This window comes from Shinella sp. H4-D48, assembly GCF_022637395.1.
Taxonomy (GTDB): Bacteria; Pseudomonadota; Alphaproteobacteria; order Rhizobiales; family Rhizobiaceae; genus Shinella; species Shinella sedimenti.
Window position 1 is genome coordinate 431897 of the sequence record NZ_CP093337.1, and the last position, 26232, is coordinate 458128.

General features: G+C 63.0%; 20 protein-coding genes. 12 read left to right on the top strand and 8 right to left on the bottom strand.

All coding sequences use genetic code 11. The annotated features are described in order from the left end of the window. Positions 1-233 precede the first annotated feature (233 nt). The 3 genes from MNR02_RS02085 to MNR02_RS02095 all read left to right on the top strand — a co-directional run bounded on the left by MNR02_RS02085 (position 234) and on the right by MNR02_RS02095 (position 6948). Positions 234-497: a YMGG-like glycine zipper-containing protein gene (locus tag MNR02_RS02085; protein WP_064331830.1), complete on the top strand. Its 264-nt coding sequence runs from the start codon at positions 234-236 to the stop codon at positions 495-497. Positions 498-752: 255 nt separating this feature from the next. Next, positions 753-2675 (top strand): autotransporter assembly complex family protein, encoded by a 1923-nt coding sequence (locus MNR02_RS02090; protein WP_241947910.1) that lies wholly within the window; start codon positions 753-755, stop codon positions 2673-2675. A gap of 103 nt (positions 2676-2778) precedes the next feature. Further along, entirely contained in the window at positions 2779-6948 is a 4170-nt protein-coding gene (locus MNR02_RS02095; protein WP_241947911.1) for a translocation/assembly module TamB domain-containing protein, read from the top strand. Between the two features lie 11 nt (positions 6949-6959). Here the strand turns inward: MNR02_RS02095 and MNR02_RS02100 are convergent, their stop codons facing one another. Then, on the bottom strand, positions 6960-7400 hold the full coding sequence (locus MNR02_RS02100) for an Lrp/AsnC family transcriptional regulator (RefSeq protein ID WP_241601177.1): 441 nt from the start codon (positions 7398-7400) through the stop codon (positions 6960-6962). 135 nt (positions 7401-7535) lie between these two features. Here MNR02_RS02100 and rocF point away from each other — a divergent pair, with 135 nt between their 5' ends. The 4 genes from rocF (at position 7536) to MNR02_RS02120 (ending at position 12441) form a co-directional block, all read left to right on the top strand. Next, positions 7536-8471 (top strand): arginase, encoded by a 936-nt coding sequence (rocF, locus tag MNR02_RS02105; RefSeq protein WP_241601178.1) that lies wholly within the window; start codon positions 7536-7538, stop codon positions 8469-8471. 14 nt (positions 8472-8485) lie between these two features. Continuing rightward, positions 8486-9691, top strand: a complete 1206-nt coding sequence (gene rocD, locus MNR02_RS02110; protein ID WP_241947912.1) for an ornithine--oxo-acid transaminase — start codon at positions 8486-8488, stop codon at positions 9689-9691. Between the two features lie 134 nt (positions 9692-9825). Beyond that, positions 9826-10302, top strand: coding sequence for a chemotaxis protein CheW (locus MNR02_RS02115; protein ID WP_241601180.1), 477 nt, complete (start codon positions 9826-9828; stop codon positions 10300-10302). A 381-nt stretch (positions 10303-10683) separates the two neighbouring features. Then, positions 10684-12441 carry a PAS domain-containing methyl-accepting chemotaxis protein gene (locus MNR02_RS02120; RefSeq protein ID WP_241947913.1) on the top strand — a complete coding sequence of 586 codons (1758 nt, stop codon included), beginning with the start codon at positions 10684-10686 and terminating at the stop codon, positions 12439-12441. A gap of 60 nt (positions 12442-12501) precedes the next feature. On the opposite strand, the gene MNR02_RS02125 is transcribed toward MNR02_RS02120, so the two are convergent. From MNR02_RS02125 to MNR02_RS02150, 6 genes are all read right to left on the bottom strand, one after another. Beyond that, positions 12502-12768, bottom strand: a complete 267-nt coding sequence (locus MNR02_RS02125) for a formate dehydrogenase subunit delta (RefSeq protein WP_241601182.1) — start codon at positions 12766-12768, stop codon at positions 12502-12504. A 9-nt stretch (positions 12769-12777) separates the two neighbouring features. Further along, positions 12778-13611 carry a formate dehydrogenase accessory sulfurtransferase FdhD gene (gene fdhD, locus MNR02_RS02130; RefSeq protein WP_241947914.1) on the bottom strand — a complete coding sequence of 278 codons (834 nt, stop codon included), beginning with the start codon at positions 13609-13611 and terminating at the stop codon, positions 12778-12780. An 8-nt stretch (positions 13612-13619) separates the two neighbouring features. Next, positions 13620-16499, bottom strand: coding sequence for a formate dehydrogenase subunit alpha (fdhF, locus tag MNR02_RS02135; RefSeq protein ID WP_241947915.1), 2880 nt, complete (start codon positions 16497-16499; stop codon positions 13620-13622). 4 nt (positions 16500-16503) lie between these two features. Beyond that, positions 16504-18060, bottom strand: coding sequence for an NADH-quinone oxidoreductase subunit NuoF (locus tag MNR02_RS02140; protein WP_241947916.1), 1557 nt, complete (start codon positions 18058-18060; stop codon positions 16504-16506). Continuing rightward, entirely contained in the window at positions 18057-18536 is a 480-nt protein-coding gene (locus MNR02_RS02145; protein ID WP_241601186.1) for a formate dehydrogenase subunit gamma, read from the bottom strand. The genes MNR02_RS02140 and MNR02_RS02145 overlap by 4 nt, the downstream gene beginning before the upstream one ends. A gap of 183 nt (positions 18537-18719) precedes the next feature. Beyond that, positions 18720-19613: a LysR family transcriptional regulator gene (locus MNR02_RS02150; RefSeq protein ID WP_241601187.1), complete on the bottom strand. Its 894-nt coding sequence runs from the start codon at positions 19611-19613 to the stop codon at positions 18720-18722. Between the two features lie 101 nt (positions 19614-19714). On the opposite strand from MNR02_RS02150, the gene MNR02_RS02155 reads away from it, so the two are divergent. Beyond that, positions 19715-20710 (top strand): MDR family oxidoreductase, encoded by a 996-nt coding sequence (locus MNR02_RS02155; RefSeq protein WP_241947917.1) that lies wholly within the window; start codon positions 19715-19717, stop codon positions 20708-20710. Positions 20711-20722: 12 nt separating this feature from the next. On the opposite strand, the gene MNR02_RS02160 is transcribed toward MNR02_RS02155, so the two are convergent. Continuing rightward, on the bottom strand, positions 20723-21493 hold the full coding sequence (locus MNR02_RS02160; RefSeq protein ID WP_241601189.1) for an SDR family NAD(P)-dependent oxidoreductase: 771 nt from the start codon (positions 21491-21493) through the stop codon (positions 20723-20725). Positions 21494-21629: 136 nt separating this feature from the next. On the opposite strand from MNR02_RS02160, the gene MNR02_RS02165 reads away from it, so the two are divergent. The 4 genes from MNR02_RS02165 (at position 21630) to MNR02_RS02180 (ending at position 26232) form a co-directional block, all read left to right on the top strand. Beyond that, positions 21630-22400 carry a DeoR/GlpR family DNA-binding transcription regulator gene (locus MNR02_RS02165; RefSeq protein WP_241601190.1) on the top strand — a complete coding sequence of 257 codons (771 nt, stop codon included), beginning with the start codon at positions 21630-21632 and terminating at the stop codon, positions 22398-22400. A 111-nt stretch (positions 22401-22511) separates the two neighbouring features. Beyond that, positions 22512-24014, top strand: a complete 1503-nt coding sequence (gene glpD, locus MNR02_RS02170; RefSeq protein WP_241947918.1) for a glycerol-3-phosphate dehydrogenase — start codon at positions 22512-22514, stop codon at positions 24012-24014. 53 nt (positions 24015-24067) lie between these two features. Further along, positions 24068-25150 (top strand): ABC transporter ATP-binding protein, encoded by a 1083-nt coding sequence (locus MNR02_RS02175; protein WP_241947919.1) that lies wholly within the window; start codon positions 24068-24070, stop codon positions 25148-25150. A gap of 11 nt (positions 25151-25161) precedes the next feature. After that, positions 25162-26232 (top strand): ABC transporter ATP-binding protein, encoded by a 1071-nt coding sequence (locus MNR02_RS02180; protein ID WP_241947920.1) that lies wholly within the window; start codon positions 25162-25164, stop codon positions 26230-26232.

The following is a 26232-nucleotide window of genomic DNA, read 5'->3' on the forward strand; positions in this document are numbered from 1 at the left end:
TTGTCCGTCGCAATGCGGAGGCGCTCGAACGGGGGAGAATAAACGGAATGGCAGCCATATTTATTCGGAGTGTAAAAAAATAGTTCGCCGCCATAGACTTCCCCGTTTCGCGGTATATTTTCATCTCTGAACAGACATGACCGTCGTGAGGCGGGCGCGTATGTTAGCTCAACAGAAGGGGATAGTGCGGACCTGGAAGACCGGGACGCAACTCAACTTTGGAGAACATCTTCATGAAGAAAGTCATTGCGCTCGTTCTGGTCGGCCTTGCTGTCGCCAGCTGCACGCAGACGGAAAAGGGTGCGGGTATCGGCGCCGTCTCCGGCGCGATCATCGGTGGCGCCGTCACGGGTAACGTTCGCGGTGCTGCCGTTGGCGCGGCCATCGGTGGCGTTTCCGGCGCTGTCATCGGCAGCGTGTCCGAACAGCCCGGTCAGTGCTACTACCGTGACCGTTACGGACGCCGTTACATCGACCGTTGCCCGTCCGGTTACTGATAGCCGACTGATGCAACTTATGCGAAGCCCCGGGCATCCCCCGGGGCTTTTGCTTGTCCGGCGATGGCACAAAATAGCGTCCGGCGCTTCAAATCCGGGGCGTGTGCGTGTAGAACCGGCGTTAACATTACGGAAAACCTAACGCGTTAGGGTCTTTTCTTGCCAAATGCTTCGAATGAATCGGAGCGAACCTGGTTTGTGTCGGAAGCTGATGCGCATACCGCACTTCGAGGAAAAGGCGACGGATAGCTGCGGATGCGGGATAAAGTGAACCGGCCGGAAAAGAGTTTTGCGTTTCTGAAGGCTGGCACCGCACTCGCGGTTGCTACCGCCTTGGCGTGCGCGCCCCTGTCCGTCCGCCCGGCCATGGCTTTCAAGCTTTTCGGGATGAAGTTCTTCGAAAGCGATGAAGAGGCCGTGACCGTCATCGATCCGGTCAATTATACGCTGACGCTCGATCCTGGCACGGATGACAGCGCTCTCAAGGACGCCATCGAGAACACGACGCGGCTCAAGCAGGACGAGGGTCAGCCGGTGTCCGGCGATCTTGGCCTCGTTATCAAGGCGCGCGACGACCGCGATCGCATCCTCGCCGCCCTCTACGAGAACGCCCGCTATGGCGGTGTGGTGAATGTCACCGTCAACGGGCAGGATCTCGATTCGCTGCCGCCCAACCCTGAATTTAACGACCGCGCCGCCATTCCGGTGACGATCCGGGTCGATCCGGGTCCCGTCTTCACATTCGGCGATGTCGCCTTCTCCGGCGACGCCGACAGGTTCAATCCGGCGGATTACGGCCTGGTGGCCGGCGCGCGTGCGGATTCCACCGTCATCCTTAAGGCCGGCGAGAAGGTCGTCGTCGATCTCAAGGCCGAGGGCCGACCGCTGGCCAAGCTTATCGAGCGGAACGCGACGGCCGACCACAAGACGCGCACGGTGGATGTTGTCATCGCTGCAGAGGGCGGTCCGGTCGCACCGGTCGGCGAGGTGGGCGTCACGGGCACGAAGACGGTCGATGCGGGCTTCGTGCAGCGCTATTCACGCATCAATGCCGGTCAGCCTTATTCGCCCGAGGCCCTCAACAAGGCTGCGGAACGACTGCGCACGCTCGGTGTTTTCTCCAGCGTGACCATCCGCGAGGCGAGCCAGCTTGCGCCGGATGGATCGCTGCCGATGACCATCGAGGTTTCCGAAGGCAAGCACCGCTATTTCGGTGTCGGCGCGCAATATTCCAACACCGACGGTTTCGGCCTGCAGGGGTACTGGGGGCATCGCAACCTGTTTGGGCAGGCGGAATCGCTGCGTATCGAGGGTTCGGTCAACCGCATCGGTGAGTCCGACATCGGCGACCTGGATTATTCGACGGCTATCCTGTTTTCCAAACCCGGCGCCTTCGGCCCGGCAACGACGTTCAATGCCAGCCTCAAGGCCTCGATCGTCGATCCCGACGCCTACAAGGCCTTCACCACCACGGCGGCGGCAGGGGTGAGCGTCGAGCTGTCCGACCGGGATACCGTCAGCGCCGGCGGCGAGGTGGCGTGGAGCAACATCGAGGACGTCTTCGGCAAGAACAAGTATCTGACGGTGAGCCTGCCGATCGAGTATGTGCGCGATACCCGCACCGACAAGCTCAACCCGACGGAAGGCTATCGCTTCCTCATCAACGCCAAGCCGAGCTACGAGACCTATCGCGGCACCTTCTTCTCCAGTTTTGAAGGGGCCATCACCGGCTATCAGGCGCTGGGCGCGGAGGAGCGTTTCGTGCTGGCCGGCAAGCTTTCCGCCGGAACGATCATCGGCGGCAGCGAGCTTGCCGATATTCCGGCGACGCGTCGCTTCTTCCTTGGCGGAGGCGGCACGGTGCGCGGCTATGGCTATCAGGAGATTTCGCCGCGCAATGCGGACAACAAGCTGCTCGGCGGGCGATCCTATGTGGCTGGCTCCGCGGAGGTCCGCATCGGTGTCACCGAAACCATCGGTATCGTGCCGTTCATCGATGTCGGCACCGTCTCGACGGACGAGGTGCCCGACTTCAAGGATATCCGCGCCGGCGCCGGTGTCGGTCTTCGCTATGCGACGCCGTTCGGACCGCTTCGGCTCGATGTGGCGGTGCCGCTGAAGAAATATGAGGGCGGAACGTCCTTCGGGGTCTACGCCGGCATCGGTCAGTCGTTCTGACTGGCGCCGCAATTTTCCGCTAGGCTCTTGATCCTCAGTTCGATTGGGATTCTAGACGGTGGGGAGCGATTCTGCGCGCCCGCGCACGTGAAATGGATGAAGCATGACGAGGCTGTCTCGAATTCTCCGCGCCATTCTCCGCTATGCCGGCTACGGCCTTGCGGTGCTGCTTGTCTTTCTGGTCGCGGTTCTGGGCTTTGTCGGCTTCACGGATGCAGGTGCCCGCATGGCCGGTTCCTATGTGGAAAAGCTTGCCGCCGCTAGCGGGCAGGTCATTTCCATCAGCGAGCCGTCCGGCCTTCTGACGGGGCGGCTGCGCGCCGGTGCCGTCACCCTCGGAGACGAGAAGGGCACCTACGCGGAAATCCGCGACCTCGCCGTCGATTGGTCGCCGCTGGAGCTTCTCTTTTTCAGCTTTGATGCGTCGCGCGTTTCGGCGTCCTCGATCTCGCTGCTGCGCCTGCCGGAATCGAAGGCGGATGCGCAGCCCTCCGACACGCCGTTCAAACTGCCTGTCGAGGTTCATATCGATTCGCTGGCAATCCCCGAGCTCTTCGTGTCGGGCGCCGTCGCCGGTCGCGATCAGCGGATCGTCGTCTCCGGCCGTGGCGATGCGACGGCCGAGAGCGTGGCCATCAACCTTTCGGCCAACGAACTGGAGCGCCCGGAGGCGCGACTGGCTGCGGATATCGTCTTCAATCCGGCCGAGAACGTGCTGCGTCTCGAGGCGGATGTCGCTGAACCGAAGGGCGGCCTGCTCGCCAACCTGCTCAAATTGCCGAACGAGCCTGCCGTTTCCATCCGCCTGACGGGGGATGGGCCATTGTCGCAGTGGAAAGGTCGTCTTTCCGCCGCGCTCGACGGCACGGAGATGCTGCGTGTGGATGGCCGTCACGACCTTTCCGCCAATGGGCTGCATACCCTGTCACTCAAGGGGGGCGGCACGTTCGATGCGCTGATGCCGCCACAGTTCAGGCCGCTTTTTGCCGGTGAGACGAGTATCGACCTCGTCGCGGCTTTCGACGGTTCGGACATGGTGCGCATCGAGAAGGGCGCCATCACGACGGGTGCGATGACACTTGCTGCGTCCGGTGCCGTGAGTGCGACGGGTGCGAATGACCTCAATGTGAAGCTTGACGGCCGCGATGGCCCGATCGACTTCCGCTGGCCCCTCGCCGATGGCGATGCCCGCATCCTGATCGACGGCGCCGACATTTCGCTGACCGGCGAGGCGAGCGCCGCGGCCTTGCGCGCTGATGCAGCCGTGGTGTCGGCGGCACTGCCGGCGGGCCGTATCGAGAATATCCGCCTTTCCGCCCGCAGCGATGCGTTCAACGTCTCAAGCCAGTCCGGTCGTGTCGACGTGACGGTCGAGACGGGCGACATGGCTTTCGCCAATGCCGATATCGACCGCATGGTGAAGGGGCCGGCCAAGCTCGTCGCAACGCTGAACGTGTCTCCCGCCGAGATTGCCTTCGACCCCGCGACCTTGGAGAGTGCCAGCATCGGTGGAACGCTTTCGGGCCGCTATGGGCTTGAAAGCCGCGAGGCCGACGTCAATTTCCGTCTTTTCGCGCTGCCCGCGGTCCTGCCGCCGGCCCTGTCCGGCAAGTTCGACACGACGATTGCGATGGAAGGCCGCCTTCAGCTGGCCGGCAACGGCGCGCTTCAGCTATCCGGTCTCCAGGTCAAGTCCGGGACGGTCGAGGCAGCCGGCGATGTTGCACTCGCGGAGGGTAATCTCGATGCGACGCTTGCCGGCAAGGTCTTGAGCCTTGGCAAGCTGCTGGGCGATGCCTCGGGCGAGGCAGCCTTCGATGTCTCCGCCAAGGGACCGGTAGACGGACTCGACGTTGCGGCGAAGATCACGTCGAGCGGCGCCACGCTTTCGGGACGCACGCTGAGCGATCTCGTCGTCACGCTCAACGGGAAGGCCGTTGCGGACAGGCCATCCGGGGAGTTGACGGCGACCGGTGCACTCGATGGGCAGGCGATCAATGTACGCTCCAGCATCACGTCGGAAGGCGGGCGCATTTCCGTGCCGGTGCTGGAGGCAGAGATCGGGGCGAACACGCTGAAGGGCTCACTGGCGCTGACGCCGGATTTTATGCCTGACGGCACGATCCGCTTCAATTTTCCCGATCTTGGGCTGCTTGCTGCCATGGCCGGCCAGCAGGCTGCCGGTGATCTCTCCGGTCAGGTGGAAATCGCGACGACGAACGGCAGGACCTCGGCAGTCGTCCAGGCGAGCGGTTCGGGAATAAGGCGTGATGCGATCAGCATCTCAAAGCCGGCGGTGGACCTCACGATCACCGATCTCGCAACGCTTGCTATTACCGGCACGGTTCGGGCCGACCGCATCGTTTCGGGCGAGAACCGTGTCGACGCGCTCAATCTTGATTTCTCGCGTGAGGGGCAGGCTACCCGCTTCGATCTCGGCGGTCGCCTGGATAATGCGCCGCTGGTCGCGAAGGGCCAGGTCCTGCAACGCAATGGCGGCCTTGATGCCGCCCTGCAGACGTTCGAGGCGGCGCCGCGCGGCATCGCCTTGAAGCTGGCGAGGCCGACGACGATCGGCGTCGACAACGGCGTCGCGGTTCTGGACAAGCTTACCATCCAGGCAGGTACCGGGTCGGTCGCGGTATCGGGCCGGGCGGGTGAGACGCTCGACTTGTCGCTTGGTCTCAATGCCTTGCCGGCGGCGCTCGTCAACAATTTCGCTCCGGGCCTTGGTGCGGAGGGCGCGATTGGCGGCACCGTGACGGTCAAGGGCAGGGCGGCTTCGCCTGTCGTCAATTATGCACTCGACTGGAAGGGCGCCGTCATCAGCCAGACCCGGGGCGCGGGCATCGGGGCGGTCGATATCAACGCCAAGGGCGAATTCGCCAACAACCAGGTCCGGCTCGACACGGTGCTTTCGGGCGCGGGCGGGCTATCCTTCCGTGGTGGCGGAACGGTCGGCATCGGCGGCGCAACGCCGCTTGGCCTGAAGTTCAATGGCACGGTGCCGTTCGGACTGTTGCAGGGCCAGCTTTCTGCGCAGGGCTTCGTGCTGACCGGCAATGCCAATGTCGATCTTTCGATCGGCGGCACGGCGGCCGCGCCTTCGGTGACCGGCAGCATTACGGCCGGCGGCGCGCGGCTGGTCGATGTCAGGCGCAATCTCGCCGTGGACGACCTGACGATCCGCGTCACCATGGACGGCCGGCAGGCGGTTATCGAAACGCTGTCCGGCAAGCTGGCGAGCGGCGGGCAGCTTTCTGCCAGCGGGCGCGTCGGCATCGATCCGGCGAGCGGCTTCCCGGTCGACGTGGCGATCAAGCTGGGCGATGTCACCTATGTCGACGGCACGCTGGTCACCGCGAATGTGACCGGCGATCTCACCCTCAAGGGCCCGGTGGCCGATATCGTGCTGGCCGGTCGGGTGCGCATCAACAAGGCCAACATCACCATTCCGCAAAAACTCCCGGCTTCGCTGTCGGAGATCGACATCAAGCATCGCAATGCCCCGGCGGATGTTAAGCGCATGACTGCCGACGTACAGCGTGACCAGGGGTCGAGTGGGGCTTCGCGCGGTATTGGCCTGAACCTCACAATCGAGGCACCGGGGCAGCTCTTCGTGCGCGGCCGCGGCATCAATGCGGAGTTGGGCGGCAGTCTCACAGTGACGGGGACATCCTCGTCGCCTGTGGTGTCGGGTGGTTTCGAGCTTGAGCGCGGCCGTATGGAAATCCTCGCGCGTCGGCTGGAATTCTCCAGCGCGCATATCGGTTTTGCCGGCGGCCTCGTGCCGACCGTCAACCTCGTTGCAGGAAGCACGGCCGGCACGACGGAAATCACCGTGACCGTGGCAGGCGTTGCCAGCAATCCGACCGTGACCTTCGCCTCCTCGCCTGCCCTGCCGCAGGACGAGATTCTGGCACAGCTCATCTTCAACCGCTCCATGTCAAACCTGTCTGCGGTGCAGATCGCGCAGCTTGCCGCCGCTGCAAGCCAATTGGCCGGCGGTAGTTCCACGGGCCTGCTCGACAGCCTGCGCAGCAAGCTCGGCGTCGACGATCTCGACATCACGACGGATGCGGAGGGCCGCGCGGCCGTTTCCGCCGGCAAGTATCTCAACGATCGCACCTATATCGAACTGAAGCAGGATCCGGAGACGAACGGCGCCAAGGCCGTAATCAATCTGGATGTCGGACGCGGCCTCAAGCTGCGCGGCGAAGCCGGCAGCGCGGGCAGCGCGGGTGCTGGCATCTTCTATGAAAAGGAATACTGAGGCCCATTCGCTCAGGCGAAGGCATTTTTCGTCGTCTTGAGAAGAATGTTGGTCTCGGTGCCGTTGATGCCGTCGATCAGGCGGATACGGTGCAGCGTTTCGTCGAAGGTGCCGAGGTCTCGATCCTCGAGTTCGGCGATGAAATCCCAGCGGCCATTGGTCGAATGAAGCGCGCGGACCTGCGGCAGGCCGCGCAGCTGCGTTGCCACGCGGTCGGCCATCTTGCCGTGAACCTCGATCATTACGATCGCGCGCACGCCGCTGCCCGTCAGTTCCGCACCGGTCTTGATGGTGAAGGCGGCGATGGTGCCGGAGGAAACGAGCCGTTCGATCCGCGCGGCAACCGTTGCACGCGAGGCGCCGGTCATCGCGGCGAGCGATGATACGGGAGTCCGCGCATTGTGGCGCAAGGCGCTGATCAGGGAATGATCGAGATCGTCAAGGCTTATCATTGTGTCGATCCGTACTTGGCAAAATGCTGATACAGGCAATCTATTTGTCAGTTTTTCCCCTTTTTGCCAACAGCCTGACCGGCGATAATTACCCAAAACCGGGGCAAACCGGCTTCACGCATTCGCGGGGAAATCATGGCTGACAACAACACGCATATCGCGCTGATCGGCGCGCCTCTCGAAGAGGGCTCGGGCCGTCGCGGCGCTTCTATGGGGCCGATGGCCCTCCGCATCGCTGGCGTCGACTCGACCCTGCGCGACCTCGGCCATACGGTCACGGATGAGGGCGACCTGAAACCGGTGCCGGCGCGCGACCTCGCAAACCATCCCAAGGCCAACAACCTGCAGGTCGTCGCCGCCTTCGCGCGTGCGCTCGATACCGCTGTTTACGATGCCGCACATAGCGGCAAGTTTCCGCTTATCCTCGGCGGGGATCACGCGTTGTCCATGGGGTCCGTCTCGGGCATGGCGCGCCACGCCGCCGATCTCGGCCGCCCGCTTTTCGTGCTCTGGCTGGATGCCCATGCCGACTTCAATTCGCCGTCGAGTTCACCCTCCGGCAACATGCATGGCATGCCGGTCGCCTTCTTTTGCGGCCAGGCGGAGTTCGCGCCGATCCTCGACGCTGGGCGCCCGTTCGTCGATCCGAAGAACGTGTTCCAGGTCGGCATTCGCTCCGTCGATGCGCGCGAGCGGGAGGAGATCTCCGAGCACGGCGTCAACGTCTTCGACATGCGTGCTGTCGATGAGATTGGCATGGCGCATATCATGCACGACGTCATTGCCCGCATCCGGGCCGCGGATGGCCTGCTGCATGTGAGCCTCGACGTCGATTTTCTCGATCCCGATCTCGCGCCGGGAGTCGGCACGACGGTGCCCGGTGGCGCGACCTTCCGCGAAGCCCATCTGATCATGGAGATGCTCTGCGACAGCGGGCTCGTCTCGTCACTCGATCTCGTCGAGCTGAACCCCTTTCTCGATGACCGCGGCAAGAGCGCCCGCATTCTCGTCGAGCTCACCGCAAGTCTTTTCGGCCGCCGCATTCTCGACCGGCCGACCCGCAGCGCCTGAAACCGGAGGATACCATGACACCGTCGACCGCAAGCCTGATCGAAATCGAGCATCGCCTGGGCGCCCATAACTACAAGCCTCTCGACGTGGTGCTTTCGCGGGGCGAGGGTGTGTATGTCTGGGATGTCGACGGCAACCGGTATCTGGATTGCCTTTCGGCCTATTCGGCGGTCAACCAGGGGCATTGCCACCCGAAAATCCTGGCGGCGATGGTCGAGCAGGCCCAGAAGCTCACCTTGACCTCACGGGCCTTCCGTAACGATCAGCTGGCGCATTTCTACGAAGAGATCGCCGCGCTCACCGGGTCGCACAAGGTGCTACCGATGAATTCCGGTGCGGAAGCAGTCGAAACTGCCGTCAAGGCGGTGCGCAAATGGGGCTATGAGGTGAAGGGCGTGCCGGAGGGCCAGGCCGAGATCATCGTCTGCGCCAACAACTTCCATGGCCGCACCATGGGCATTGTCGGCTTTTCCACGGATCCGGATGCGCGCATCGGCTTCGGCCCGTTCGCACCGGGCTTCCGCCATGTGCCCTTCGGCGATATCGACGCCTTCCGCACTGCGATTAACGAAAATACGGTAGCCTTCCTCATCGAGCCCATCCAGGGCGAGGCGGGCGTGCTGATCCCGCCGGCCGGCTATTTCACCGCCGTCCGCGAACTTTGCACGCAGCACGGCATCACGCTCATCCTCGACGAGATCCAGACGGGGCTCGGCCGCACCGGAAAGCTGCTCGCGGAAGAGCACGAGGGCATCGAGGCGGATGTGACGCTGGTCGGTAAGGCGCTGTCCGGTGGCTTTTACCCGGTCTCGGCGGTGCTTTCGAACAGCGAGGTGCTGGGCGTGCTGAAACCCGGGCAGCACGGCTCGACCTTCGGCGGCAACCCGCTCGCCTGCGCCATTGCGCGCGCGGCTTTGAAGGTACTGGTGGAAGAAGACATGATCGGCAATTCCGAGCGGATGGGCGAACGCTTCGGGGCGGGATTGAAGGGCATCCGCTCCAATATCATCAAGGAAGTGCGCGGCCGTGGCCTGATGCTGGCGGTTGAGCTCGACCCTGCGGCCGGCGGCGCGCGCAAATATTGCGAGGCGCTGAAGGAGCGCGGCATTCTCGCCAAGGATACACATGGGGACACGATCCGTATTGCCCCGCCGCTCGTCATCACCGGCGATCAGGTCGATTGGGCATTGGAGCAGTTCGAGGCCGTGCTGCGCACCTGAGCATCTTGATCCATAGACGAAGAAAGGCCCTGCGACGCGGGGCCCTTTTTGTTGGTCGGGACGGATGTTGGAAAGATTTTAACCAGGGCGTGCATAGGATCGGTCAATTCGTCGCTCCAACTGGGAAGACCCCGATGACCTCCATAAAGACGACCGGCTTTACCGGTGATACGCTCGAAATCATCGCATTCCGTCTGCACGATCAGGAATTCTGCGTGAAGACGACCACGATCCGCGAAATCCGCGGCTGGGCGCCGTCCACGCCGATCCCGCATTCGCCGCCGGATGTCATCGGCGTGATGAACCTGCGCGGCACGGTCATCCCGATCATCGATCTCGCGCACAAGCTCGGCATGAAGAGCACCGAAGCCAATGAGCGCAGCGCGATCGTCGTCGCCGAAGTGCACAACATGGTGGTCGGCCTCGTCGTCGATCGGGTTTCCGACATTCTCACCATTCGCGGTGAGCAGATCCAGCCCGTGCCGGAAGTGACGACCTCCTTCGACAAGGTGTATGCGGAAGGCATCATCGCCCATGAGAACGGTATGATCTGCTTCCTCAACCTTGCACGCATGTTCAAGGAACGCGATATGGAGGACATGGCCGCCTGAGCGACCGTACCACGCGCAATGTCAACGACCGTCATGCGCTGGTGTGACGGTCTTTTTATTTCCAAGGAATGCAACCTATAGTATATTTTTGCGCGACGTTTTGCGCCGCGTGCTTACGTTACGTCAGTCTGCATTTACGGCGTCGGAAGTAAGCTATTGTAATGCAAGGGCCCCAAAATCAGCTATTTCTGTTTTTATAAATTTTTAATGAAGCAACTCTATCTTTGATTGTGCAGCCTTTGCTTGAGATAGGGGTTCTCTTCGAGGATTGCGTTAAGGGAGGCTGGCGCATGGTTCGGGTCATGCCGACCACTCCCGCAACCGACGATCGCCACGCGGCAATCACCACCAGGCCGTGGCCGTCACATATGGGGACAGGTCATGATTTCTTTCGCAGGCTTTACGGATTCGGGCAACATCATCGACGCCCTGTCGCGTTCGCAGGCCGTTATACAGTTCGACCTCGCCGGTAACGTTCTCACTGCCAACGAAAACTTCTGCACGGCGCTTGGCTATGACCTGACAGAGATCGTCGGTCAGCATCATCGGATGTTCTGTGACGCCGCGCATACGGCCAGCGATAACTACCGGCAGTTCTGGGCACGGCTCGGGCGCGGGGAATATGATTCAGGCAGCTACAAGCGTCTGCGCAAGGACGGCAGCGAAATCTGGATCCAGGCGTCGTACAACCCGGTCTTACGGGGTGGCAAACCCTACAAGGTGGTCAAGTTCGCGACGGATATCACGCTTGCGAAAATCCGTGCTGCCGAGGACGCGAGCAAGCTCGATGCGATCTCGCGCTCACAGGCGGTCATCGAATTCACGCCCACCGGCGAAATTCTGCACGCCAACGAGAATTTCTGTGCCGGGCTCGGCTATGACCTGACGGAAATCGTCGGGAAGCACCACCGCATGTTCTGCGATCCTGCCTATGCGCAGACGCCTGCCTATGCCGACTTCTGGACGAGCCTTGCGGCGGGAAATTTTATCTCCAGCGAGTTTGTGCGTTACGGCAAGGGCGGCAAGGAGATCTGGATCCAGGCGGCGTACAATCCGATCCGCGACCTGAACGGCCGGGTCTACAAGGTCGTCAAATTCGCCACCGATGTCACGGAGCGCATGTCGGCGATCAATGCGTTGGGCGGTGCGCTCAAGGCGCTTGCGGAGGGAGACCTTACGCAACATCTCGCCATGCCCTTCGTCCCCTCGATGGAAAAGGTACGCAGCGATTTCAATGCGGCCGTTTCGGGTCTCCATGCGGCAATGCGGACGGTCGAAACCAATGCGAACGCGATTGCCTCGGGCGCGCAGCAAATCCGTTCGGCGACGGACGACCTGGCCAGGCGCACCGAAAGGCAGGCGGCCTCCGTCGAGGAGACCGCGGCCGCGCTCGACCAGATCACGACGACGGTGAGCGATTCGAGCCGGCGCGCCGACGAGGCGGGCAGCCTGGTGGGACAGACCCGCGCGGGTGCCGAGAAATCCGGCGAAGTCGTCAAGCGGGCGATCGACGCCATGGGGCAGATCGAGCAATCCTCGCGCGAGATCTCCAGCATCATCGGCGTCATCGACGATATCGCCTTTCAGACGAACCTGCTGGCGCTCAATGCCGGGGTTGAGGCGGCGCGGGCGGGCGAGGCCGGCAAGGGCTTTGCCGTCGTCGCACAGGAAGTCCGTGAGCTTGCGCAACGGTCCGCCAGCGCGGCGAAGGATATCAAGGCCCTCATCACGACATCGGGCGAGCAGGTAAAGAATGGTGTGTCGCTTGTCGATGAGACGGGGCGAACACTGCGCGAGATCCTGACGCAGGTGCTCGAGGTCCATACGAATGTCGCCGCCATCGTCGAAGCATCGCGCGAGCAGTCGACAGGGCTTCGCGAGATCAACCAGGCCGTCAACGCGATGGACCAGGCGACACAGCAGAACGCGGCGATGGTGGAGGAAAGCACGGCCGCCAGCCATTCTATGGCGCGTGAGGCGGATGCGCTTCATGGCCTCATTCGCCGCTTCCGCCTGGCGGAAACCGAAAACCAGACGCAACGCGCGGCGCCTATCGCCCAGCTTCATGCGGTGGCGCGCACGATGCGGGCATCGCACAGCGCAACGGCACAAGCGGCCGCCGATTGGGAAGAATTCTGATTGGTTTGCAGTGGGATCGTCCGGCTGAAATGCCGGGCGATCCCGCTCAATCCCTCGATATCAGGGTGCTGCCGGTGCCGCGGCCTGTGCGGGCGGCACTTCGGCGGGCGGGGGGCGGCGGATGAGTGGCACGGCTTCCAGGACAAGGCTGTCGAGGCCTTCACCACCATGATTGTCGACGAGGTCGAAGAGCTGCCGGCGCATGCGTGGCTCCCAGAACTTGTTGATGTGGGTCGCCACGCCGTTCGGGCCCTCGCTCGCCGGCTGGGAGTGAAAGAAGGTGGCGATCTGGTTCGCCATGCGTACGATCTTGTTGCCTTCCGACATATCTGTCTCCTAGCCGTTGCCCAGACGCCGCTCGGCGCCGGCTCCGATGCGGTCCGCACCGGTGAAAATCTCGAATTCGTCGCCGCGCACCAATGCGATCAGCGTCATGCCCGCGTCCTCCGCCGTACGGATGGCGAGCGCGGTGGGGGCGGAGATGGCTATGATCAAGGGGCTGCCGATGATCGCCGTCTTCTGCACCATTTCGACGGACACGCGGCTCGTCACGACGACAGCGCCCGCATGGCCGGCATGGCCCGCCCGTCGCGCCGCGCCGACGAGCTTGTCGAGCGCATTGTGCCTGCCGACATCTTCCCGAACGGCAATGAGGCCTTGGCCCGGAACATAGAAGCCCGCGCCGTGAACGGCGCGCGTCACCATGTGCAGCGGCTGCTGGCCGTTGAGCAACCGCACGGCCTGCACCACCTCGTCTTCCGATAGCGTAAGTGTCGACGTACGCACGGACGGGGTGACGCGAACGGCCTGTTCGATCGATTCGATGCCGCAAAGGCCGCAACCGACAGGCCCGGCCATATGGCGGCGCCGGGCGACCAGCGCGTCGTTCTGTTCGTCCGAAAGACGGATCTGCAGGTCGATGCCCTTGTCTTCCGCCTCCACGTCGATCGTTTCGATCTCCGCGGGGTCCATGATGATCCCCTCGGTCAGGCTGAAGCCAATGGCAAAATCTTCCAGGTCCGCCGGAGTCGCCATCATGACGGCATGGGTGGAGCCGGCGTAGGAGAAGGCGATCGGAGTTTCCTCGGGAACGAAACGCTCGCCGTCAGAGAGCCGCCCGTTGCGCCGGGCGGTCTCGCGGACCTTCGTGTTGGTGGAAAATTCGGGCACGCTCGATCCTATTCCGCCGCCTCCAGCTTGCCCTTGATGCGGCGTGACCGGCGGGCGAGCTCGTCATATTCGACCTGCCAGTCGGACGGTCCGTTCGACGGCGAGATCTGCACGGCGGTCACCTTGTATTCAGGGCAGTTCGTCGCCCAGTCCGAGAAATCGGTGGTGATGACGTTTGCCTGCGTCGTCGGATGGTGGAAGGTCGTGTAGACGACACCCGGTGCGACGCGATCGGTGATGAGCGCGCGCAACGTCGTCTCGCCGGCGCGGCTGGAAAGCCGCACCCAGTCGCCCTCGCGGATGCCGCGGTTCTCGGCATCGTGCGGGTGTATCTCCAGCCGGTCCTCTTCATGCCAGATGACGTTGTCGGTGCGCCTTGTCTGGGCGCCGACATTGTACTGGCTGAGAATGCGGCCGGTGGTGAGTAGCAGCGGGAAGCGCGCCCCGGTCTTTTCGTCGGTTGCGACATATTCCGTGCGAATGAACTTACCCTTGCCGCGCACGAAGCCGTTGATGTGCATGATCGGCGAGCCGAGCGGGTTCTTCTCGTTGCAGGGCCACTGAACCGAGCCGACCTTGTCGAGATAGTCGTAGGACACCATCGCGAAGCTCGGTGTCGTTGCGGCGATCTCGTCCATGATCTCGGAAGGATGGGTGTAGTTCCAGTCGAGACCCATGGCCTTGGCGAGGTTCTGCGTGACCTCCCAGTCGGCATAGCCGTTCTTCGGCGTCATGACTCGGCGCACGCGGTTGATGCGGCGTTCGGCATTGGTGAATGTGCCGTCCTTTTCCAGGAAGGTGGAGCCCGGCAGGAAGACATGGGCGTAGTTCGCGGTCTCGTTGAGGAACAGGTCCTGCACGACGACGCATTCCATCGCAGCCAGCCCCGCAGAGACGTGTTTGGTGTCCGGGTCGGACTGGAGGATGTCCTCGCCCTGGATGTAGATGCCCTTGAAGGTGCCTTCGACGGCGGCATCCAGCATGTTGGGAATGCGCAGGCCCGGCTCGTTGTTGAGCTTCACGCCCCACAGCTTCTCGAAGATATCGCGCGTCGCGTCGTCGGAGATGTGGCGGTAACCCGGCAGTTCGTGCGGGAACGAGCCCATGTCGCACGAGCCCTGCACGTTGTTCTGACCGCGCAGCGGGTTCACGCCGACGCCCGGACGGCCGATATTGCCGGTCGCCATGGCGAGGTTGGCGATGGCCATGACGGTGGTCGAGCCCTGGCTGTGCTCGGTGACGCCGAGACCGTAATAGATCGAGCCGTTGCCGCCGGTCGCGAAGAGGCGGGCGGCGCCGCGCAGCGCTTCGGCCGGAACGCCGGTGAAGGCTTCCGTTTCCTCGGGGCTGTGGCGCGGTTCGGCGACGAAGGACGCCCAGTCCTCGAATTCCGACCAGTCGCACCGCTCGCGGATGAACGCCTCGTCGAAGAGACCTTCCGTCACGATGACATGGGCAAGCGCGGTGACGACGGCAACGTTCGTGCCCGGCTTCAGCGGCAGGTGGTAGGATGCCTTGATATGCGGCGACGACACGAGTTCCGTGCGGCGCGGATCGATGACGATGAGCTTGGCACCCTGGCGCAAGCGCTTTTTCAGGCGCGAGCCGAAAACAGGGTGGGCATCGGTGGGATTGGCGCCGATGACGATGACGACATCGGTGAACTCGACGCTGTCGAAGTTCTGCGTGCCGGCGGACGTGCCGAAGGCCTGGCCAAGACCATAGCCGGTGGGCGAATGGCAGACGCGGGCGCAGGTGTCGACGTTGTTGTTGCCGAAGCCGGCGCGGATGAGTTTCTGGACGAGGAAGGTCTCCTCGTTCGTGCAGCGCGACGAGGTGATGCCGCCGATGGAATCACGGCCGTACTGGTATTGGATGCGGCGGAACTCGGAGGCGACATGGGCGTAGGCCTCTTCCCAGGTCACTTCCCGCCACGGATCGGAGATCTTCTCGCGGATCATCGGGTTGAGGATGCGCTCGCGGTGGGACGAGTAGCCATAGGCGAAGCGGCCCTTGACGCAGGAATGGCCACGATTGGCCTGTCCATCCTTCCACGGCACCATACGCACCAGCTCTTCGCCGCGCATTTCCGCCTTGAACGAGCAGCCGACGCCGCAATAGGCGCAGGTCGTGACAACGGAATGCTCCGGCTGGCCGATCTCGATCACCGACTTTTCGGTCAGCGTCGCCGTCGGGCAGGCCTGCACGCAGGCTCCGCAGGAAACGCATTCGGATTCCAGGAAATGCTCGTGCATACCGGGCGAAACGCGGCTGTCGAAACCGCGGCCCTCGATGGTCAGCGCAAACGTACCCTGGACCTCTTCGCAGGCGCGCACGCAGCGCGAACAGACGATGCACTTGGATGGGTCGTAGGTGAAATAGGGGTTGGATTCGTCCTTCGGCATCCAGCGTGCATTGGCTTCGCCGTTGCTGCGCGCCTTGACGTGGTTGTCGCCTTCATAGCCGTAGCGAACGTCGCGCAGGCCCACGGCGCCGGCCATGTCCTGCAATTCGCAGTCGCCGTTTGCCGCGCAGGTAAGACAGTCGAGCGGGTGATCGGAGATGTAAAGCTCCATCACGCCCTTGCGGATGTCCTTCAGGCGGCCGGTCTGGGTATGAACGACGAGGCCGGGTGCGACCGGCGTCGTGCACGAGGCCGGCGTGCCGTTGCGGCCCTCGATCTCGACAAGACAGAGCCGGCAGGAGCCGAAGGCATCCACCATGTCGGTGGCGCAGAGCTTGGGCACCTGGATGCCCGCCTCCATCGAGGCACGCATGATGGACGTGCCCTCGGGGACGGTGATTTCGTTGCCGTCGATGGTGAGCGTCACCATCTTTTCCGAGCGGGAGGCGGGGGTGCCGTAATCGATTTCGGGAACGAGAGGCATGGGCTTACTCCGCTGCTTCGGCGATCGGCGCCGGCGAAAAGTCTTCCGGGAAATGAGTCATGGCGCTGAGCACCGGGTAGGGCGTGAACCCGCCGAGCGCACAGAGCGAACCGAATTTCATCGTGTTGCAGAGATCGGCCAGCAATTCGCGGTTCTTCTGGGGCTCGATGCCCTGCGCGATCTTGTCGGCCGTCTCGACGCCGCGCGTCGAGCCGATGCGACAGGGCGTGCACTTGCCGCAGCTTTCCACCGCGCAGAACTCCATGGCGAAGCGTGCCTGCTTCAGCATGTCGACGGTATCGTCGAAGACGGTGATGCCGGCATGACCAATGAGACCGTCCTTGGCCGCGAAGGATTCGTAGTCGAAGGGCGTGTCGAACAGCGCGCGTGGGAAATAGGCACCGAGCGGGCCGCCGACCTGCACGGCGCGGACCGGACGGCCCGAGGCCGTGCCGCCGCCGATATCGTCGACGATCTCGCCGAGAGTAAGGCCGAAGGCGGTTTCAAAGAGGCCGCCATGCCTGGTATTGCCGGCGATCTGGATCGGGATCGTGCCGCGCGAACGCCCCATGCCGAAATCACGATAGAATTCTGCGCCGCGATCCATGATGACGGGCACGGACGCCAGAGAGATCACGTTGTTGACGACGGTGGGACGACCGAGGAAGCCCTGCAAGGCGGGTAGCGGCGGCTTGGCGCGCACGATGCCGCGTTTGCCTTCGAGGCTGTTGAGCAGTGCGGTTTCCTCGCCGCAGACATAAGCGCCCGCACCGACGCGCACTTCCATGTCGAAGGCCTTGCCGGAACCCAGTACGGAAGGGCCGAGGATGCCGGCCTTGCGGGCGATCTCCACGGCGGCGATCATGGTCTCTATGGCGTGCGGATATTCCGAACGGGTATAGATGAAGCCTTTCGTCGCGCCGGTCGCAAGGCCGGCGATCGCCATGCCCTCGATCAGCACGAAGGGATCGCCTTCCATGATCATGCGGTCGGCGAATGTGCCGCTATCGCCCTCGTCGGCATTGCAGACGATATATTTCTGCGCGCCCGGCGCCTCCAGAACCGTCTTCCATTTGATGCCGGTCGGGAAGCCCGCGCCGCCGCGTCCGCGCAGGCCCGAATCCGTCACCTGCTGGATGATGTCGGCCGGCTGCATGGTCACGGCCTTCTCCAGGCCTTTCATGCCCTGATAATGCCGATAGTCCTCAAGCGAAAGCGGATCGGTGACGCCGCAGCGAGCGAAGGTCAACCTTGTCTGGCGGGCGAGGAACGGTATCTCCTTCGTCCGCCCGCGACAGAGCGGATGATCCGCTCCTTGCAGGAAGCCCGCCTCGAAAAGCGATGGCACGTCGGAAGGCTTGACCGGTCCGTAGGCGATCCGGCCCCTCTCCGTGCGTACCTCGACCAGCGGTTCCAGCCAGTGCATGCCGCGCGAGCCGTTGCGCACGATGCGGGCATCGATGCCGCGGGTTTCGATTTCGCGGGCAATCGCGGTGGCGACACGGTCTGCGCCCAGCGCCAAGGCGGCGGCATCACGCGGTACGAAGATGGTAATGGTCATCGGCGTGCCTCCGTGACAAGTTCCTTGGCAAGATCGGCGTCGACCCTTCCGTGCACCTCGCCGTCGAGCATGGCGGCGGGTGCGCAGGAACAGAGCCCGAGACAGTAGACCGGTTCGAGCGTCACCGCGCCGTCCAGAGTCGTCTGATGGAAATCGATACCGAGCAGCGACTTCACGCGCTCGGCAAGATCGTCGCCGCCCATCGCCTGACAGGCCTCGGCGCGACAGAGCTTCAGCACATGCCTGCCCGTGGGGTGGTCGCGATAATCGTGATAGAAGGTGACGACGCCATGCACCTCGGCGCGCGAAAGGTTCAGCTCCCGCGCGATGACCGGCAGGCTTTCCTGCGGGACGTAGCCGAACTCCGCCTGGATCTCATGCAGGATGGGGAGAAGCGGCCCCTCAAGCCCCTTCAGGTCGCCGACAATAGCCAGCGTTCTTGTTTCGACATCGCTGCCGAGGACATGCACATTCATGGTCAGGCCTCCCAACCGACACGAATGAACCACGGGAGACATGGGGTTCCTGCGCGCCGATGCTTTTGAAACTGCTCGACGAGAACCGGAACCCTGTCGATCCCCGCGGACTATCTGGACAGCTTCTCAGCCACGACGCGAACGGTCAATAAAGCAAACCCGTTGATCGATAGAAAATTACTATTAACTCATGCCCTTCTCGGCCAGCGTGCGCGCTTCATGGAGCAAAGCGGAAACGAGCGGTGTAAAGGGCTCGCGGTGCGTGGCAACGAGGCCGATCGTGTGGTGCGGATCGGGATCGGTGAGAGAAACTATACTGATTTCGTCAGGAAATCCAAACGATTTTGCGACATTTCGCGGCATGATGCTGGACCAGCGGCCTGTGCGCACATGGGAGAACAGCACGATCATCGAATTCGCCTCAAGCGACGGTTCGACCGTAACGCCCGCTTCGGCGAAGTGACGGTTGATAATACGGCGGTTCTGCATGTCCGCGGTCAATAGGCAAAGCCTAACAGTCCCGGCCTCCCGCCAGGTCACAGTTTCGCGATCCGAGAACGGATTACCCTTGGCCGTGATGAGGCAATAGTGCTCATGCAGCAACGGCACGCTGGTCACGCGGCCGAGCGGCTCGTTCTCAAGATAGGTCAGGCCGGCATCGATCTCGAGATTTTCCAAGAGCCCGAGAATCTTGATCGAGGTGGTCGAGACGATGGAGAAAGTGACGTCGGGGTGTTTTTCCTGAAAAGGCGCGGTGATGCGCGGCACCATGGACAGCGTCGTGGGAATGGCGGCAAGTCGGATGTGGCCGGAAAGGCCCTTTCGCGCCGCGCGCATTTCCTCGCGCATTGTGCGGGTATCGCCGACGATGCGGCGCGCCCATTCCAGCACGCGCTGTCCCTCGGGCGTCAGGCCCTGGAAACGCGAGCCACGCACGACGAGCATCACACCAAGCTGATCCTCCAGTTGGCGGATCGCGGCCGAAAGGGTCGGCTGGGAGATGCCGATTTCTTCCGCAGCCCGGGCGAAGTGTCGTTCGCGTGCCAGCGCGATGAAATATTCTAGCTTGTCTATCATGTCCGAACGGCCCTCCCGCCCCCTTGATACAAAAGAACAGTGGCGGCACCAATGCCCTGCGCCCTATATGTCGATGACGTACAGAACAGGAGGAGCACGCGATGACGTTTCAGGCACTGTTGGTAGAGAAGGCCGGCGACGGCGCAGTCACCGCCTCGATCCAGGAGCTCGACGATTCGCGGCTTCCCGACGGGGATGTTACCGTCGCGGTTGAATATTCGACGCTCAATTACAAGGACGGCCTGTGCATCAACGGCAAGGGCGGATTGGTACGCACCTTTCCGCATGTGCCGGGTGTGGACTTCGCCGGAACGGTCGAGACTTCCGACGATCCGCGCTACCGGCCGGGCGACCGGGTGGTGCTGACCGGCTGGCGGGTTGGTGAGGTGTGGTGGGGCGGCTATGCGACGCGGGCCCGGGTGAAGGCGGATTGGCTGGTGCCGTTGCCGGAAACGCTTTCGACACGGCAGGCCATGGCGATCGGTACGGCCGGGCTGACCTCCATGCTGTCCGTCATCGCGCTGGAAAAGGCAGGCGTCTCGCCGCTGAAGGGCGAGGTGCTGGTGACGGGAGCCGCCGGCGGGGTCGGCTCGGTCGGCGTCGCGCTGCTGGCGAAGCTTGGTTACTCGGTCGCCGCCGTCACCGGCCGGCCGGAAACGGCCGGCTATCTGAAATCGCTCGGCGCGGAAACCATCGTGGAGCGGGCGGAGCTTGCCGAGGCAAACAGTAGGCCGCTCGAATCGGAGCGCTGGGCCGGCGCGATCGACGCCGTAGGCGGGGACATGCTGGCGCGCGTCCTCAAGCAGATGAAATATGACGGCGCTGTCGCCGCGGTCGGTCTGGCGGCCGGTGCGGGGGTGCCCTCCTTCACCGTCATCCCGTTCTTGCTGCGCGGGGTCAGCCTGCTTGGCATCGATTCCGTCATGCGGCCCTACGACCAGCGTGTCGATGCCTGGAGCCGCATCGCGGCCGACCTGCCGATGGATGTATTGGAAGCCATGGTGGTCGAGCGCCGGCTTTCCGACCTGCCGGAACTGGCCGACCAAATCCTTGAAGGCAAGGTGAAGGGGCGTGTCGTCGTCGACGTCAACGCATGAGGACCGGAGCGGTCAGCAGATGAGCTGGCCGCCATTCACCTCCAGCACCTGGCCGGTAACGTAGCCGGACAGGGCATTGGATGCCAGGAAGAGATAGGCGGGCGCGCAATCCTCCGGCGTGCCGAGCCGCTGTAGGGGAATTGTCTTGCGCGTCGCCTCCAGCTTCTCCGTGGACGAGTAGCGGGAATGGAAGTCGGTGGTGATCGTGCCAGGCGAGACGCAGTTGACGCGGATGCCGTCGGGCGCAAGCTCACGGGCCAGGGCCTTGGAATAGGTCGACACGAACGCCTTGGTGGCCGAGTAGATCGCCGAACCCGGGCTGCCACCGGTCAACGCGGAAATGGAGACCGTGTTGACGATGGCGGCATGCTGCGCGCGGCGCAGCGAGCGCAGCAATGCGCGCGTCACTTCCACGACAGAGGTCTGGTTGAGGCGCACGACGGTTTCGTATTGCTCGTCGGTGAGGTCGGCGGCCGGGAAACGGCCGACCATCGTGCCGGCATTGTTGATCAGTACATCGACGTGGGGGAACAGGCTGTCGGCCCGCTGCAAGAGTGCGCCGATGCCGCCCTCCTCAAGGAAGTCCGCATAGACGACATGGGCGCGCGCTTCCGCGACGGCGTTCTCCAGGAAATCGGGCAAGGGGCCGGAGGCGGCGCGTCCGCCATGCAGAAGCACATGCGCGCCGCAGTCGAGAAACTGTCGGGCGATCTCCAGCCCGATGCCACGGCCTGCGCCAGTAACGACGACGTTGGCACCCTTGAACAAGGCTGGATGAAACATGCGCTTTCCTCCCGATATCACGCTTGCCGGCAGTATCACAAAAGCGACGCGCGGACCAAGAAGGTTTGGCGGGTCAATTGATGTGGGTTCGTTTTTGCATATGATGAAAGAAAACGAAAGCAGTGGGAGGCGTATCATGTTTCTGACAGGGCGGCAGGCGGAGATTCTGGATCTCGCCAAGGCCGAGGGGCGTGTGCTCGTGGAAGACCTCGCCGCGCGCTTTTCCGTGACCCCGCAGACCATCCGCAAGGACCTCAACGATCTGTGCGACGACAAGGTGCTGACGCGCATTCACGGCGGCGCACTGTTTCCCAGCGGCAATGAAAACGTGAAATACGAGGCGCGCCGTTCCATTGCCGCGCCGGAAAAGCAGGCGATCGGTCGCGCGGCCGCGGCGATGATCCCGAACAATTCCTCGCTCTTCATCAATATCGGCACCACGACGGAAGCCGTGGGCGAAGCCTTGCTCGACCACAAGGAACTGATGGTCATCACCAACAATATCAACGTTGCCAACCGCTTGCGCGTCTATCCCTCAATCGAGGTGGTGATTGCCGGCGGCGTTGTGCGCGGCGCGGACGGCGGCATCGTCGGAGAGGCGGCGGTCGACTTCATCCGGCAGTTCAAGGTGGATTATGCCGTCATTGGCGCCTCTGCAATCGATCAGGACGGAGCTTTGCTGGACTTCGACTACCGTGAAGTGAAGGTCGCACAGGCGATCATCGCGAACGCCCGCCATGTCATCCTCGTTTCGGATGCAACGAAGTTCGAGCGAACCGCGCCCGTCAGGATCGGCCACCTCTCGCAGGTCAACACCTTCATCACCGACAGCTGTCCCGTCGACGATATCCGGGCGATCTGCCAGGAAAACGACGTGCGCCTCATCGAGACTTCCGCCGTGGAGTGAGCTGGCCAGCTATTTCAGCCTGCATTCGTTTGACATTCGAAATATTTTCGTTTTTACTCTTCTTGCTTTCGCAGATGCGCAAATTTGTGCAATGCGAAATGGGAGGGTGTTTTGCAGGGCGACGTGATCCACGATATTTTCGTTATCGGCGGCGGTATCAACGGCTGCGGCATTGCGCGTGATGCCGCCGGGCGGGGCTACTCGGTCGTGCTCGCGGAGATGAAGGATTTCGCGTCCGGCACGTCTTCAGCCTCCACCAAGCTCATTCACGGCGGGCTGCGTTATCTCGAACATTACGAATTCCGCCTGGTGCGCGAGGCGTTGATGGAGCGTGAAGTGCTCTGGGCGATGGCGCCGCACGTCATCTGGCCCATGCGTTTCGTGCTGCCGTTCCAGAAGGGCGGCCTGCGGCCAGCCTGGCTCATCCGCCTCGGTCTTTTCCTTTATGACTATATCGGCGGCCGCAAGTTGCTGCCTGCCACACGCACCCTCGATCTCGCAAAGGATCCCGCCGGCCGGCCGCTGAAGGCACTTTTCCGCAAGGCTTTCGAATATTCCGACGGCTGGGTCGATGATGCCCGTCTCGTCGTGCTGAATGCCCGCGACGCCGCCGATCGCGGCGCCGATATCCGCACGGCCACCGAGGTCGTCAATGCACGCCGCGAAAACGGGCACTGGATCGTCGAGACGGAGAATGCCGAGACCGGCGCGCGCGAAACCATGCAGGCCCGCATGCTGGTCAATGCCACCGGGCCCTGGGTGGACAGGGTCCTCTCCTTGGCCGTCGGCCGCAACGACGTGCACAATGTCCGCCTCGTGCAGGGCAGCCACATCGTCGTGAAGAAGAAATTTTCCGATCCCCGCGCCTACTTCTTTCAGAACCCGGATGGGCGTATCATGTTCGCCATTCCCTATCAGGAAGAGTTCACCCTGGTCGGGACGACGGACCGCGATTACAAGGGCGACCCGCGCGGTGTGCACATCGCGGACGAGGAGATCGAATACCTCTGCGCGTCGGCAAGCGAGTATTTTGCCGAGCCGGTGCTGCGCGACGATATCGTCTGGACCTATTCGGGTGTGCGCCCGCTCTTCGATGACGGCGCGAACAAGGCGCAGGAAGCGACACGCGACTATGTGCTGAAGGTGGAAGGTGCGGACGGGCAGGCGCCGTTGCTCAATGTTTTCGGCGGAAAGCTTACGACATACCGCCGGCTTGCAGAGGCCGCGCTGGAGAAGATCGGCGAGGCCATCGGGGCCAAGGGTGCGCGCTGGACCGCGCATTCCCGCCTGCCGGGCGGCGATTTCAACATTGACGGTTTCGACGGCGAAGTGAAGGCGCTTTCCGCGCGCTTTCCGTTCCTGCAACCCGCCCATGCACGCCGGCTGGTGCGGTTGTACGGTACGCGGGCGTCCGCCCTGCTGGGCGATGCGCGGACGACGGAGGATCTGGGGCGGCATTTCGGCAGCGATCTCTACGAGGTCGAAGTACGTTGGCTGATGCAGGAGGAATGGGCGCGGCACGCCGAGGACGTGCTGTGGCGCCGAACGAAGAGAGGATTGCATATTTCGGCCGCCGAGGCGGCTGTGCTGGAGGACTATATGCAGGGGCGGTAAACGCCCGGCGATAGCGCCTAATCCGGTGTCTGGGAAGAGCTACGGAGATAGGAATGCTTGAACTGAAAAACATCACGAAGATGGCGGGAGCGGAGGCGCACATCCACCCGACCAATCTCGTGCTTGAACGCGGCTCGTTGAACGTGCTGCTTGGTCCGACCTTGTCGGGCAAGACATCGTTGATGCGGCTGATGGCGGGGCTGGATACGCCGACGGCGGGGTCCGTCTGGTTCGACGGCAAGGATGTGACGGGCGTGCGCGTGCAGGATCGTGGCGTCGCCATGGTCTACCAGCAGTTCATCAACTATCCCGCCTTGACCGTCTATGAGAACATCGCATCACCCATGCGCATCAAGGGTGCCGACAAGGCGACCATCGACCGCGAGGTGCGCAAGGCGGCCGAACTGCTCAAGCTCACACCCTATCTAGACCGCACGCCGCTCAACCTGTCGGGAGGCCAGCAGCAGCGCACGGCTCTGGCGCGCGCCATCGTCAAGAATGCCAGCCTCGTGCTGCTCGACGAGCCGCTCGCCAATCTCGACTACAAGCTGCGCGAGGAACTGCGCCTGGAACTGCCGAAGATCTTCGCCGCCTCCGGCGCGATCTTCGTCTATGCGACGACGGAGCCTTCGGAAGCGCTGCTTCTGGGCGGCAACACCGCGACGCTGTCCGAAGGCCGCATCACGCAGTTCGGCCGCACCATCGATGTCTATCGCCGGCCGAACGATCTGCTGACGGCCCGCACCTTCGCCGACCCGCCGCTGAACACGATGCAGGTCACAAAGAAGGCCGGGCAGTTCGAGGTTGGCGGCAAGCCGGTCCTGCCGGTGCCGGCGCATCTGTCTGCGCTGGCGGACGGGCCCTGCACCATCGCGTTCCACCCGCATCATCTTGCGCTTTCAAGCCAGAATTCGGCATCGGCCAGCCTTCAGGTCCGCACGGCGATCTCGGAAATCGCTGGCTCGGAAAGCTTCATCTACGTCCAGTTCGAGGGCAGCCATTGGGTCATGCTCTCACCGGGCATCCACGATATCGAGCCGGATACGCTGATCACCGTCCATGTCGATACCCGCCATCTGATGGCCTTCGGTGCGGATGGCAGGGCGCTCGGCGCGCCGGTCGCGATGGCGGCATAGGGGAGACGGTTATGGCACGCATCACCCTCGATCATATCCGCCACGCCTACGGCGAAAAGCCAAAGTCGGAGGCGGACTATTCGCTGAAGGAAGTGCATCACGAGTGGAATGACGGCGGCGCCTATGCGCTGCTTGGTCCCTCCGGCTGCGGCAAGACCACGCTGCTGAACATCATCTCAGGCCTGTTGCAGCCCTCCGAAGGCCGCATCCTGTTCGATGGGAAGGATGTCACGCATCTGTCCACGCAGCAGCGCAACATCGCGCAGGTCTTTCAGTTTCCGGTCATCTACGACACCATGACCGTCTACGACAACCTCGCCTTTCCGTTGCGCAACCGCGGCGTGGCCGAGCCGGAGGTCGACCGCCGGGTGCGCGAAATCCTCGAGATGATCGATCTGGCAAGCTGGGCGAAGAAAAAGGCCCGGGGACTGACGGCGGACCAGAAGCAGAAGATCTCGCTTGGCCGCGGCCTTGTGCGCAATGATGTGAACGCGATCCTGTTCGACGAGCCGCTCACCGTCATCGACCCGCACATGAAATGGCAGCTGCGCTCGCAATTGAAGAAGCTGCACCGCCAGTTCGGCTTTACCATGGTCTATGTCACCCACGACCAGACCGAAGCGCTGACTTTCGCCGACAAGGTCGTCGTCATGTATGACGGCCAGATCGTGCAGATCGGTACGCCGGCCGAGCTCTTCGAGAAACCGAAACATACCTTCGTCGGCTATTTCATCGGTTCGCCCGGCATGAACGTGCTGCCAGCCGCCATCGACGGCAGCAGCGTGAATGTTGGCGGGCAGACGCTAACGCTGGATTACAGGCCGGCTGTCGCCGCAGGCGCCAGGACCGAACTCGGCATCCGCGCGGAATTCATTTCGCTTTCGCGTGACGGCATGCCCGTTTCGATCAGCAAGGTCGAAGACATCGGCCGCCAGAAGATCGTGCGGGCGGAATTCGCCGGCAAGCCGATCGCCATCGTCGTGCCGGAGGACGGCGAAATCCCCGCCGAGCCGCGCGTGATCTTCGATCCCGCCGCCATCAACATCTACGCCGACAGCTGGCGTGTCGGCAGGGAGGGCTGA

Bases quoted from the DNA above. Each gene is read 5' to 3' on its own strand.
- MNR02_RS02085 (WP_064331830.1), top strand. From the start codon at position 234: ATGAAGAAAGTCATTGCGCTCGTTCTGGTCGGCCTTGCTGTCGCCAGC.
- MNR02_RS02090 (WP_241947910.1), top strand. From the start codon at position 753: ATGCGGGATAAAGTGAACCGGCCGGAAAAGAGTTTTGCGTTTCTGAAG.
- MNR02_RS02095 (WP_241947911.1), top strand. From the start codon at position 2,779: ATGACGAGGCTGTCTCGAATTCTCCGCGCCATTCTCCGCTATGCCGGC.
- MNR02_RS02100 (WP_241601177.1), bottom strand. From the start codon at position 7,400: ATGATAAGCCTTGACGATCTCGATCATTCCCTGATCAGCGCCTTGCGC.
- rocF (WP_241601178.1), top strand. From the start codon at position 7,536: ATGGCTGACAACAACACGCATATCGCGCTGATCGGCGCGCCTCTCGAA.
- rocD (WP_241947912.1), top strand. From the start codon at position 8,486: ATGACACCGTCGACCGCAAGCCTGATCGAAATCGAGCATCGCCTGGGC.
- MNR02_RS02115 (WP_241601180.1), top strand. From the start codon at position 9,826: ATGACCTCCATAAAGACGACCGGCTTTACCGGTGATACGCTCGAAATC.
- MNR02_RS02120 (WP_241947913.1), top strand. From the start codon at position 10,684: ATGATTTCTTTCGCAGGCTTTACGGATTCGGGCAACATCATCGACGCC.
- MNR02_RS02125 (WP_241601182.1), bottom strand. From the start codon at position 12,768: ATGTCGGAAGGCAACAAGATCGTACGCATGGCGAACCAGATCGCCACC.
- fdhF (WP_241947915.1), bottom strand. From the start codon at position 16,499: ATGCCTCTCGTTCCCGAAATCGATTACGGCACCCCCGCCTCCCGCTCG.
- MNR02_RS02140 (WP_241947916.1), bottom strand. From the start codon at position 18,060: ATGACCATTACCATCTTCGTACCGCGTGATGCCGCCGCCTTGGCGCTG.
- MNR02_RS02145 (WP_241601186.1), bottom strand. From the start codon at position 18,536: ATGAATGTGCATGTCCTCGGCAGCGATGTCGAAACAAGAACGCTGGCT.
- MNR02_RS02150 (WP_241601187.1), bottom strand. From the start codon at position 19,613: ATGATAGACAAGCTAGAATATTTCATCGCGCTGGCACGCGAACGACAC.
- MNR02_RS02155 (WP_241947917.1), top strand. From the start codon at position 19,715: ATGACGTTTCAGGCACTGTTGGTAGAGAAGGCCGGCGACGGCGCAGTC.
- MNR02_RS02160 (WP_241601189.1), bottom strand. From the start codon at position 21,493: ATGTTTCATCCAGCCTTGTTCAAGGGTGCCAACGTCGTCGTTACTGGC.
- MNR02_RS02165 (WP_241601190.1), top strand. From the start codon at position 21,630: ATGTTTCTGACAGGGCGGCAGGCGGAGATTCTGGATCTCGCCAAGGCC.
- MNR02_RS02175 (WP_241947919.1), top strand. From the start codon at position 24,068: ATGCTTGAACTGAAAAACATCACGAAGATGGCGGGAGCGGAGGCGCAC.
- MNR02_RS02180 (WP_241947920.1), top strand. From the start codon at position 25,162: ATGGCACGCATCACCCTCGATCATATCCGCCACGCCTACGGCGAAAAG.